This is a genomic window from Erythrobacter sp. GH1-10, from assembly GCF_045363165.1.
Lineage (GTDB): Bacteria > Pseudomonadota > Alphaproteobacteria > Sphingomonadales > Sphingomonadaceae > Erythrobacter.
This window is the reverse complement of record NZ_JBJFLP010000001.1, coordinates 604,033-615,748: the sequence shown is the minus strand read 5'-3', so window position 1 is coordinate 615,748 and position 11,716 is coordinate 604,033. Positions and strand designations below refer to the sequence as shown.

Sequence of the window (11,716 nt, the reverse complement as noted above, 5' to 3'; positions counted from 1 at the left end):
GGGTCTATGCGCATCTTGCCGGAATTCATGCGTGGGGAGAACGCTACTGCAGACAGTGGCGCAGTTGCGAAAGAACGCCTCGATGCCTGGATGAAGGTGTTCTTCGGCGAGGTGTACAAGCACCGTTTCGACGCCGACCAGAACCTCTCCGAATTCGTTTCCGGTAACGACTATTTCTGCGTCGGCCAGTCGCACAGCTACAACGGCATCCAGATCGTTCCCGGTCTCAACGCGGCGATGATGGGGGCATCGGCGCTCGACGCTACCAGCTTCGATCCCGTCACCCGGACCATCACTTGTGGCCCCTCGACCACGATCGAACAACTGAAGCGCGAACTGCTCAAGCATGAGCGCAAGATGTTCAACAGCGGCAATTACATGGCCCAGACCGTACCCGGCGCTCTGGTCACCGGCACGCACGGCTATGGCGCGCGGGCCACCATGGCCGACGGTGTCACGGCGCTAACGTTTCTCGACGGCAATGGGCGCGAGGTGTCCCTCAAGCGCGGCGATCCCGATTTTCCCTATGCCGTGCTGTCCTTCGGTACGGTCGGCCCGATCACCAGCGTCACGCTCGAATCCGCGCCGCTCGAAAGCTTTCAATCGGACGCCTGGATCACCCGGCTATCGAAGAAGCCCGCGCTCAAGAAAGGGTCGGTCGCCACATCCTGGGCGGTCGTCCCCTACAGCAACCCCTCGGATCCGCTGATCATGCTCCATACCTTGCGCCCGGCACGCGAAGGCAAGCGCGCGAAACAGCACCGTCCGAATGTCTTCTCTATGGCGGGTCTCGCGATGTTCATCATCGAACGCTACTGGGCGATCGACCGGATGTTCCCCAAGCTGCGCCGCTCGCTCCAGCGGCTCGTCGACCGGATCGACGTGCGGAGCCACCGCCGCACGATCACCGATCCGGCGGACCTCGACTATCTCTACGACCCCGAACCGCTGCTGAAGAGCCAGCGCTCACCGGACATCCTGACCGGCTTCTTTTCGACCACCCACACCGCCTACAACCTCGCCTTCCACGTCCCGCTCGAACGCGCCGACGAGGTCGTGAGATTCATCATGCTGGAGCTGGAGCAATGGCGGCCGCTTGGCTTCTATCTCAAGAGTCTGATCGGAGTGCGCGAGCTGAGCGACGCCTCGCCGCTCCCGTTCGCGGGGAACTTCGGGCGCCCCACAGCAGCCATCGACGTCTTTGCCGACACCCGCGACTTTGCCTGGCTCGAGCGTTTGCAGCGTGAAGTGCTGACCTATTTCGACGACGTCCGCCCGCATTGGGGCAAGAGCGCGATCGTTGGCGAATTCGCGACTAGCCTCGGGAAGGACACCCACATGGCGAAGCTGCGCGAACTCTACCAGCGGCACTATCCGCGCGCCAACCTCAAGCCCAACGAACGGGTGCGCAGGCTGTTTGGCCTTGGCGAGCCGATGGCCTCGGCGAGCATCGCAAAAGTTCGCGAAGGCGACGATTGATCGGTCGGGCACGATCGCCTGCCCTTGTCAGCCCTTCCAATTTGCCCGCCGGTGTCGCAGGGTCGGAAAGCAAAGTTGGGGAATCAGGGAAAATCCGAAAAATGAAAAAACACATTGCAGCGCTGCTGCTGTCGTCGATTGCGCTCACGGCCTGCGACATGATGGGGCCGCCGGTAGCGGCGATCGAATGCGCGACGACCCAGACCGAATGCATCAACGAATGGTTCGATGCGAAGTTCGAGGAAGCGCTGAAGTTCAGCCCGATCCAGCAGACCGCGCTGGGCCGGAAGACCGATTACGACAAGATCGACGATTTCTCTGTCGAAGCCAAACAGGAACAGCTCGAATGGTGGCGCGCGGCGACGCGCGAGATGGAAGCCAATTTCGACTACGACCAGCTTTCCGACGAAGCCAAGCTGTCATGGGACATGTGGCAGTTCCGGCTCGACCAGGCCGAAGCTGCGGCGAAATGGCGCGACCAGCAATACATCCTCACCCAGATGAACGGGACGCACACCGCGCTTCCCAGCTTCCTGCTCACCCAGCACAAAGTCGAGGACGAGAGCGATATGGTCGCCTTCATCGCCCGCATCGGCGCGATCGGTATCGCGATGGACCAGCTGCTCGAACGCGCGCAGAACAATGCCGCCGAGGGCACACGTCCGCCGCGCTTCGCCTATGATGCGGTGATCGCCGAATCCGAAAAGCTTACCAGCGGTGCTCCATTCGGTGACGGAGAACCTGCGGCGCTGTGGACCGCGACACAGGACCATCTCGCGCGGCTCGTCGAAGACGGAACGATCACGCAGGAACGCGCCGACGAGTTGCGCGAGGATGCCCGAACGGCGCTGGTCGAGGAGATGGCTCCGGCCTATCGCCGGGTGATCGACTGGTTCACCGAAGACCGGCCCAATTCCGCCGAACAGGCGCAGGGCGTCAGCACGCTCACCGATGGCGGCGACTTCTACGACCATCGGCTCGCGACGATGACGACAACCGAGCTCACCGCTGACGAAATCCACGAAAAGGGGCTTTCGGAAGTCGCCCGCATTCGCGGCGAGATGGAAGCGATCATGGAGCAGGTCGGCTTCGAAGGGACGCTCAAGGATTTCTTCGCCTTCACCCGCGAGGACGACCGCTTCTTCTATCCTGACAACGATGCCGGCGCGCAGCAGTATATTGCCCAGGCGGAAGAACATCTCGAATTCATCGATGACAAGCTTCCCGAGTATTTCGGCACGCTCCCCAAGGCTCCGCTGGAAGTGCGCCGGGTCGAGCCGTTCCGAGAGCAGGATGGGGCCGCGCAGCATTATCGCCCGGGCACACCCGACGGTTCGCGCCCGGGCATCTATTATGCGCACCTCTCAGACATGCGGGCGATGCCCAAGCCCGTGCTCGAGGCGATCGCTTATCACGAGGGCAATCCCGGCCACCACATGCAGGTCTCGATCGCGCAGGAATTGACCGGTATCCCGAAATTCCGTTCGCAGGGCGGGTTCATCTCGGCCTTCGGCGAGGGATGGGCGCTGTATTCGGAGCTGCTTGCGAAAGAGATGGGCGCCTACGAAGATCCCTATTCCGACTTCGGGCGGCTCACCAACGAAATGTGGCGCGCGATCCGGCTGGTGGTGGACACAGGCATTCACTCGAAGGGTTGGAGCGAACAGGAAGCAGTCGACTATTTCCTGGCCAATTCGCCGATGCCGGAGACCACCGTTCGGTCGGAAGTGCGGCGGTATTTCGTGCTGCCCGGACAGGCGACCAGCTACAAAATCGGGATGATCCGTATCCAGGAACTGCGCGCCAAGGCCGAACGGGAGTTGGGCGACAAGTTCGATATTCGCGGGTTCCACGACACCGTGCTTGGCGGCGGTGCACTGCCACTGGGTATCCTCGAAAAGCGGGTCGACCAGTGGATTGCGAGCGTAAAGTCGGCCTGACCGTGTAGCCACCAAGAAAGAAGGGGCCGGATGGTCACATGCCACCCCGCCCCTTTGTCATTCTGTCGCCAGTGGATCAGCCGCCCTGGCGGCTGTCCTCGATCGCTTCGAGCACGCTGTCCGACCATGTCACTTCGGTCTGGGTCTGCGGATTGAAGCGCGTGTTCTGGTAGCTCGCAGCTTCGGCAGCGGCGATCTCGGCTTCGTTCAGGTGCTCGCTGGGTTCGAGTGCAAAGACATCGATTCCGCGGGTGATCTCGGTGCCGTAGATGCGACCGTTGTACCAATAGGACGACCAGTAACCGCCAACCACCATCTGCTCCTCGCTGATCGGACCGCGGTCGAAATAGGCGATTTCCTTGGGGTTCGCACTGTCGGTGAAGTCCATCACGCTGATGCCGCCCTGGTACCACGACTGCACGAACAGGTCGCGGCCCGGGACCGGGATGATCGAGCCGTTATGCGCAACGCAGTTCTCGGTGTCCCCCTGCGGACCGGGCATCTTGTAATGGGCACGGAATTCGAGCGTGCCGTCGACGATGTCGTAAATCGCGTTGGCGCCCCACGTCATCGGGTCCGATGCCTTGCAGCGCGGTCGTCCACCGCCGCCCCACTCGTCGGTGAAGACCACCTTGGTACCGTCGTTGTTGAAGGTGGCGGAGTGCCAGTAGGCGAAGCCCTTGTCGAACACCGCATCGATGCGGACCGGATTGTACGGGTCCGAGATGTCCATCAGGATGCCGTTGCCCGAGCAGGCGCCTGCGGCGATCTTCTTGCTCGGGAACACAGTGATGTCGTGGCACTGGTTGGTCTGCGCTGTGCGCTGGGTCCCTTCGCCGCTGTCGCCGCCTTCCCACAGGCCGGCAATCTCTCCCGTCTCGGGGTCGGCAAAGACGCGCGGGCTCTTGACGATCCGTGCCGCGCCCGGATTGGCAACCGGGATTTCGATCACGTCGATGCTGAACAGTGCGGTGCGGCTGTCCGCCGGGTTGTCGATACAACGCGCCAGCTCTTCCTGCTCGCGCACGCGCGACGTGCCCGAATTGTAGACGACGATTTTCTCGTCATCAGCGCTCACGACCGAATGGGTGTGGCTGCCGCGGCAGGTCTGGACTCCGCCGACCTGGCGTGGGCGCTGGAGATCCGAAATGTCGAAGATACGAAGGCCGCGGAAGCGCTCTTCGCTGACATCGCCATCGACGCCCTGCAGGCCGCAATCGACACGGCCACGGGTCTGCTCGACACTCATGATGAGGATGTCGCCGACGACCGAAACGTCGCCCTGGCCGCCCGGACACACGACCGAGCTCAGAAGATTGGGCACTCCATCGTCACCGAGGCGATAGATATTGAACCCGTGGTAATTCCCGGCGACCATGATGTCGTCGAAGAATGCCATGTCGGTGTTGGCGAAATCGAGCAGCGGGCTGCGCTCGGCAAACTGGGTCAGGCTTTCGCCGCTATCGGGAGTGGCCTCCTCTTCCGCACCCTCGGCATCGGCGACCGCTTCGGCAGCATCGTCTGCGGCTGCCTCGGCCGTTTCTTCAGCTGCGTCCTCGTCTTCTTCCTTCTCGCGCGGCGGCACGACCGCTCGCAGATCGGAGGGGTTTTCCGGGTCGTAGAACCCGGCCGGCTTGCGCAGGCTCACGACTTTGCGCAGGTTGAGGATCGCTTCGCCTGCATCGGCGAATCCGGCCGCGAGCGATGCGCGGGGATCTTCCGAGAGACCAGCGAGCACGCCGTCCATCCGCTCGATCTCGGCGTTCTGGTCATTCTCGACATCGCCGATGAAGCGGAACAGGACCGGATCGGCTGCCGTGCCGGGCTGGCCCAGCAGGTCGTCCACCATGTCGATCGCGCCTTCGTGGTGCGCAATCATGAGGGTGAGGAACTGGCGATCGAACTCGGTCCCTTCGGCAGCCTCAAGCGCTGCGAGCTGTTCGGGCGAAGCCATGCCTGCCATCATATGGTGCATGTGGTCCCTGTGCGCGGCCATGCCGGGCATTTCGGTCGGTTCGCCGCGAGCGCTCAGCCACTCCTCCATGAAGGAGATTTCATCGGCCTGGCTGGCGAGGATCCGGCCCGCGACCGCAACCACCTCTTCGGTGTTGGTGCGATCGGCGACGAGCTCGGCCATAACAACCGCCTGGCGGTGGTGGACGATCATGGTCTGCATGAACTTCACATCCGCCGGGGTGTACTTGGCGCTTGCCAGCTTGGTCGCTTCTTCCGCGCTCAGCGTCTTGCTGTCCTGTCCCGGAGCGCCCGGTTGCACGATCGGTACACTCTGGGCGAAAGCGATGCCGGAAGTGCCCAGCAACATGGCGGTGAACATGGCGCGAGATGTGCGCAAAGCGGTGGTCGTCTTCATGAAAGCCCCGTATTGGAATTGCGCCCGGCTAGATCCGGGTTGCGTCTAAACAACGAGCCGGGATGGCCCCGTCAAGCCCCGAAAAGCGGGGATCGACGAACCGCCGACTGGAACCGTTGGCGAGCTTGGACATTATCCCTGCAACCGCCAGCCGCAACCAGTCGAGTCCCGGTCGCTTGCGGCACACTGTTCGTCGCAAGCGATGAAATGAACGCTTGCCGCGACGAATCGGTCCCAACTAAAGTGCGGGTTAAGTTGGTGGCAACCATACGGGGGGTAAGTTTCGCAGATGGTCATAAGAAACGGTCTGGGCATGGTCGCGGCGCTTGCAGCCGCATTCTCGCTTTTTGCGGCCCCCGCTGCCGCGCAGGACCAGGCATCGCGCGAGCTGCAATCGAGTTTCGACAGCGCCTTCGGAACCGAGCTTCGCGCACCGCAGACCTTCGAGGCGATCTACGAAACCGGCTTCGAGCGCCGGATCGCAGAACTTGCCGATGGCGACAAAGGCCGCATCGGCGTCGCTGCAATGGACCTCAAGACTGGCGAGATGATCACCGTGCTTGGCGACCAGCTGTTTCCGATGGCCTCGACCAGCAAGATCGCGGTCGCCGCGACCTACCTGGAAATGGTCGAACAGGGGCACTACTCGCTGACGTCGGAATTCCCGCTTCTGATCCCGGTTCGTTCGGCCAAGTATTCCACCGATATCGCTCCCAAGCGCAAGGGCAACTATATGCCTGCGATCGACCTGATCGAAATCATGATCACGCGATCGAGCAACCCGGCGACGGACACGCTGCTGGATGCGGTCGGGGGTCCGGAGAAAGTCAACGACTGGATGCGGCGACAGGGTATCAACGATTTTTCGATCGACCGCGACATCGCGACGCTGGTGCGCGACGATGGAGAATACGATCCTGCGCTGTGGATCGATCCGCGCGATTCAGCCACTCCTGAGGCAATGGTCCGCTTGCTGCAGGGGCTTTACCGCGGCGATTTCCTCTCGGACGAGAGCCGGCGCGTATTGCTTGGTGCGATGAGCCGCACGGTGACCGGAAAACGCCGCATCGTCGCATACATGCCCGATGAAGCACGGGTCAGCCACAAGACCGGATCGCTCAACAACACCTCGAGCGATGTCGGCATCATCGAATATCCGGACGGGCGAGCGATCGCTGTCGCAATCTATGTGACCGGCCAGGGCACGCGTCGCAACCGAGAGGCGCGGATAGCCTCGATCGCCCGCGCTCTCTACGATGGGTTCGAGGCCAAGGCCCGGGCCCGCGAGCGCAACCCCAACTGGACTAGCGCGCCCAAGAACGGCGGTTAAGGTCTTACAATCAGCGCAAAGAAAAAGGCGGCGCCTCGCGGCACCGCCTCTTCTTTTTCACGCTGCTCCGGCTTGCGGAGCGAGCATGACCGCAAACGAATTACTCGGCGGTCATTGCTTCTTCAGCGTCGGCAGCTGCATCTTCAGCAGCTTCAGCGGTTGCGTCTGCAGCTTCAGCGGTTGCGTCGGCAGCTTCGTCCGTAGCTTCTTCAGCGGTCGCAGTTGCTTCTTCAGCAACCGACTCAGCGTCTGCAGCCATGGCGTCGGCGGTTTCGCCAGCCTGTTCAGCGGTTTCGCCGCAAGCAGCGAGGCCCAGAGCCGAGGTGGCAACAGCAGCGGCAAGAACGATCTTACGCATAATATCAAATCCTTATTCAGCGAGTGAATCAGGTATGGCGGTATTCCAAGCCACACCGAAGCCGGTGTTAGACCCCCGACTCTGCTGCCCTAAATAATGGCGAGAATGTGGCAATGCAAGCGAAATAAGGCGATCTCGCCATGTTTTTGCCGTTTTGTCGCCATAATTGCGCGGCTTCGAACTCGGTATCGCAGCGCTGATCAAAGCGGCTTACGCGAGGCTCCGCCCGGTGCTAGCACGCTGGCATGGCCGAACAGCACAAGCACCTCTATCTCGTCGATGGATCATCCTACATTTTCCGCGCCTATCATAGGCTCCCGCCACTGACCGACCCGGAAGGAACACCGGTCGGCGCAGTTTACGGCTACACCACCATGCTGTGGAAGCTCGCCACCGACCTCGACGAGGCCGACGGCCCTACCCATCTGGCGGTGATCCTCGACAAGGATTCGAAGAGTTTCCGCAACGAGATCTATCCTGAATACAAGGCCAACCGGCCCGAACCGCCCGAGGACCTGCGCCCCCAGTTCCCGCTGATCCGCGATGCCACGCGCGCGTTCAGCCTGCCCTGCATCGAGGAAGCCGGCCTCGAAGCCGACGATCTGATCGCTTCCTACGCCCGCGAAGCGCAGAGGCAGGGATGGGATGTCACCATCGTTTCGTCCGACAAGGACCTGATGCAGCTGGTCGGCGAAATCGACGGTGCCAAGATCGACATGCTCGACACGATGAAGAGCCAGCGCATCTATGTCGAAGAGGTCGAAGAGAAGTTCGGCGTGAAGCCGGAGCTGGTCGGAGATGTGCTCGCGCTGATGGGCGACAGCGTCGACAATATTCCGGGTATCTATGGGGTCGGGCCGAAGACCGCCAGCAAGCTGATTTCCGAACACGGTTCGCTCACCGCCGCGCTTGATCAGGCGCCCGACATGAAGAAGTCGAAGCTCAAGGAGCGCCTGATCGAAAGCCGCGAAGACGCGGAACTCTCGCGCGTGCTGGTGACGCTCAAGGAAGATTGCGACCTTCCCGAGCCGCTCGACGAATTCGAACTCGACGGGGTGCCGCCCGAGCCGCTTGCCGCGTTCCTTGAAAAGCATGGCTTCACGTCGCTTCTGCGCAGGCTCGACGCCGGGAGCGGGAGCCCCGAACGGCCCAACAATCTCGATCCCGCCAGGGCGGATACCGCAGGCGAAACAGGTGACGCCGAGGGGAACCGTCAGCCGCTACCCGAAATGCCCGATGTCGATCGCTCGGCTTACGAGACCGTCCAGACGATGGACCGGCTCGAAGAATGGATTGCGCGCGCCACCACCGCACGATTGGTCGCCGTGGACACCGAAACGTCATCGCTCGATGCGATGCGCGCCGAACTCGTCGGAATGAGCCTCGCCCTCGGGCCGAACGATGCCTGCTACGTCCCCTTCGCGCACGGCGGCAGCGACATGTTCGACGAGAAGCCCGAGCAGGTCGACCGCGCGGCGGCGCTCGAAGCGCTGAAGCCGATGCTGTCCGACGATGCGGTGCTCAAGGTCTTCCAGAACGGCAAATACGATCTCAACGTGCTCGCGCGGTACGGTGTTGAGGTTACGCCGATTGAGGACACGATGATCGTCAGCTTCGCACTGGATGCGGGGCGCGGACAGGAGGGGATCGGCGGCGGACACGGCATGGACGAATTGTCCCAACGCCATCTCGGCCACACTCCGCTGGCATTCAAGGACGTGTGCGGCACCGGCAAGAAGGCGATCGCTTTCAATGAAGTGCCACTGGATCGCGCGACCGAATACGCTGCCGAGGACGCCGACGTTACCTGGCGGCTCTACCAGCACCTGAAGCCGCGGCTCGCCATCGAAGGCGGCACCAAGGTCTACGAGCGGGTCGATCGTCCGCTCATACCCGTGGTCGCACGGATGGAGCGCGAGGGGATCAAGATCGACCGCGCGCGCCTGTCCAAACTGTCTGAGGAATTCGCGAAGGAAATCGGCCGTCTCGAAGCGGAGATCCACGAGCTCGCGGGGCAGGAGTTTACCGTCGGGAGCCCCAAGCAGCTGGGGGAAGTCCTGTTCGACAAGCTCGGCTACAAGGGCGGAAAGAAAGGCAAGAGCGGGCAGTATTCGACCGACCATTCGGTGCTGGAACGGCTCGCCGGGGAAGGGGCGGAAATCGCCAAGCAGGTGCTCGAATGGCGCCAGCTTTCGAAACTCAAATCGACCTACACCGATGCGCTGCAGGAGGCGATCAATCCCGACACCGGCCGGGTCCACACCAGCTATTCGCTGGTCGGCGCGCAAACCGGACGGCTGTCTTCGACCGATCCGAACCTGCAGAACATCCCGATCCGAACCGCAATCGGACGGCAAATCCGCGAGGCGTTCGTGCCGGAAGAGGGCAACGTCCTGCTCGCCGCCGACTATTCGCAGATCGAACTCAGGCTGGCGGCGCACATGGCCGATGTCGATACGCTCAAAGACGCCTTCGCCAAGGGTGAAGACATTCATGCGCGCACCGCGACCGAGATGTTCGGCGAGGTTACCCGCGACACCCGCGCGCGGGCCAAGACAATCAATTTCGCGATCCTCTACGGCATTTCACGCTGGGGACTTGCAGGACGTCTCGAAGTCGAACCCGACGAGGCGCAAGACATGATCGATACCTATTTCAAGCGCTTCCCCGGAATCCAGCGCTACATCATGGAAACGCGCGAGATCGTGCGCGAGCGCGGCTATTCCGAAACGCTGTTCGGGCGCAAAACATGGTTCCCGCGCATCAAGTCGAAAAATCAGGCCGAACGGCAGGGCAGCGAGCGCGCCGCAATCAACGCGCCGATCCAGGGGACGAGCGCCGATATCATCAAGCGCGCCATGGCCCGCATGCTTCCGGCGTTGCGCGATGCGGGCCTCGACGATGTGCGCATGCTGTTGCAGGTACACGACGAACTGGTGTTCGAATTACCCGAAAGCGATGTCGAGGCCGCTTCGCCGATCATCGAGCGCGTGATGGCTGAAGCCGCGCTTCCCGCGGTTGAACTCGACGTGCCGCTGGCGATCGATATCGGCACCGGCGCTTCCTGGGACGCGGCTCATTGATTTGGCGCCCCGCCCAATCGGCAGTTGAATTCACCCGCCAAGGTTCATAGCACTCACTCATGCTCGAGACGATCAACCCGGCCAACTGGACCATCGACTGGAACGCGATAGCGATTTCCTCGGTCAGCGTCCTTGTGGCGGTCGTCTTCGCCTACCTGCTCTACCGGTTCGTATTTGCGATCGTCAGTCGCATCACTCAGCTGTCGGAATCCGAAGCGGACGACATCCTGATCCAGCGCATCCGCGCACCGATCAAATGGTCGTTCATCGCGATCGGAGTTACGCTCGCGGCGCAAATCGACGAAGCGCTTGGTCTGGTCTGGGAACCGCTTGCACAATTCCTGCGTCCTGCGCTTCTCGGCTGGATCGCCTACAACGTCGTCAAGGCCTTCGTCGCGACGCTCGAACTGCGGATGGAGGGGAATGAGGACCCGGTCGCGATGCGCAGCCGCAAGACCCGTATCGCCGTCCTGTCCAAAATCGCAACCTTCGCGATCATCGTGATCACTATCGGCCTGATGCTGTTTGCGATCCCCTCGGTCCGGTCGATCGGGACGACGATGCTTGCCTCTGCCGGCCTCGCCGCACTCGCCATCGGCGCGGCAGCGCAGCCCGCTCTCAAGTCGCTCATCGCCGGCCTGCAGGTGGCGCTGACCGAGCCGCTGCGGATCGGCGACCTGGTGAAAGTCGATGGCGATGCCGGGCGCGTGGAAGAAATCAAGCTGCCATTCGTCACGGTCAGGACGTGGGACGAACGCCTGCTGATCGTGCCGACTGCGCGTTTCCTCGACGGCTCGTTCGAGAACTGGTCGCGGGTCAGCGAAATGCTGACCGGGCCGGTATATCTGCATCTCGATCCGATTGCCGATGTCGGCCCGATCCGCGAGGAATTCGAGCGGTTCGTCACTGCGCACGAGCTCTTCGACGGGCGCAATCTCGCACTGCTTATGACCGAAGCCTATCCGGAAAGCGTCGAATTGCGGCTGTCTATGAGCGCCGAGACGATCGGCGATCTGTGGACGCTGCGATGCGAGGTGCGCGAACACATGCTCAAATGGCTGAGAGAAAACCAGCCGGATGCGCTGATCCGCCACCGGCTCGAACTGCCAGGCGGTCACGCCAAGGCCGGGGAAGCTCCCGCTCCCTAAACGCGTA

At 62.2% G+C, this 11,716-nt stretch carries 7 protein-coding genes; 5 read left to right on the top strand and 2 right to left on the bottom strand.

The window, feature by feature from the left end; all coding sequences use genetic code 11:
* Positions 1 to 6 precede the first annotated feature (6 nt).
* Positions 7 to 1,479, top strand: a complete 1,473-nt coding sequence (locus ACI5KX_RS03075; protein WP_406809208.1) for an FAD-binding protein — start codon at positions 7 to 9, stop codon at positions 1,477 to 1,479.
* Between the two features lie 101 nt (positions 1,480 to 1,580).
* Positions 1,581 to 3,419 carry a DUF885 domain-containing protein gene (locus tag ACI5KX_RS03070; protein WP_406809207.1) on the top strand — a complete coding sequence of 613 codons (1,839 nt, stop codon included), beginning with the start codon at positions 1,581 to 1,583 and terminating at the stop codon, positions 3,417 to 3,419.
* Between the two features lie 76 nt (positions 3,420 to 3,495).
* Here ACI5KX_RS03070 and ACI5KX_RS03065 read toward each other — a convergent pair whose 3' ends face one another.
* Positions 3,496 to 5,790, bottom strand: coding sequence for a DUF305 domain-containing protein (locus tag ACI5KX_RS03065; RefSeq protein ID WP_406809206.1), 2,295 nt, complete (start codon positions 5,788 to 5,790; stop codon positions 3,496 to 3,498).
* A gap of 289 nt (positions 5,791 to 6,079) precedes the next feature.
* Here ACI5KX_RS03065 and ACI5KX_RS03060 point away from each other — a divergent pair, with 289 nt between their 5' ends.
* Positions 6,080 to 7,120 (top strand): serine hydrolase, encoded by a 1,041-nt coding sequence (locus ACI5KX_RS03060; protein ID WP_406809205.1) that lies wholly within the window; start codon positions 6,080 to 6,082, stop codon positions 7,118 to 7,120.
* A 100-nt stretch (positions 7,121 to 7,220) separates the two neighbouring features.
* Here the strand turns inward: ACI5KX_RS03060 and ACI5KX_RS03055 are convergent, their stop codons facing one another.
* Complete coding sequence (locus ACI5KX_RS03055) at positions 7,221 to 7,478, bottom strand: hypothetical protein (RefSeq protein WP_406809204.1); 258 nt, start codon at positions 7,476 to 7,478, stop codon at positions 7,221 to 7,223.
* Between the two features lie 245 nt (positions 7,479 to 7,723).
* Here ACI5KX_RS03055 and polA point away from each other — a divergent pair, with 245 nt between their 5' ends.
* Together polA and ACI5KX_RS03045 are read left to right on the top strand one after the other, a co-directional pair.
* On the top strand, positions 7,724 to 10,561 hold the full coding sequence (gene polA, locus ACI5KX_RS03050; RefSeq protein ID WP_406809203.1) for a DNA polymerase I: 2,838 nt from the start codon (positions 7,724 to 7,726) through the stop codon (positions 10,559 to 10,561).
* A 59-nt stretch (positions 10,562 to 10,620) separates the two neighbouring features.
* The gene (locus tag ACI5KX_RS03045; RefSeq protein ID WP_406809202.1) at positions 10,621 to 11,709 is read left to right on the top strand and encodes a mechanosensitive ion channel family protein; all 1,089 of its coding nucleotides are present in this window, start codon (positions 10,621 to 10,623) and stop codon (positions 11,707 to 11,709) included.
* Positions 11,710 to 11,716 lie beyond the last annotated feature (7 nt).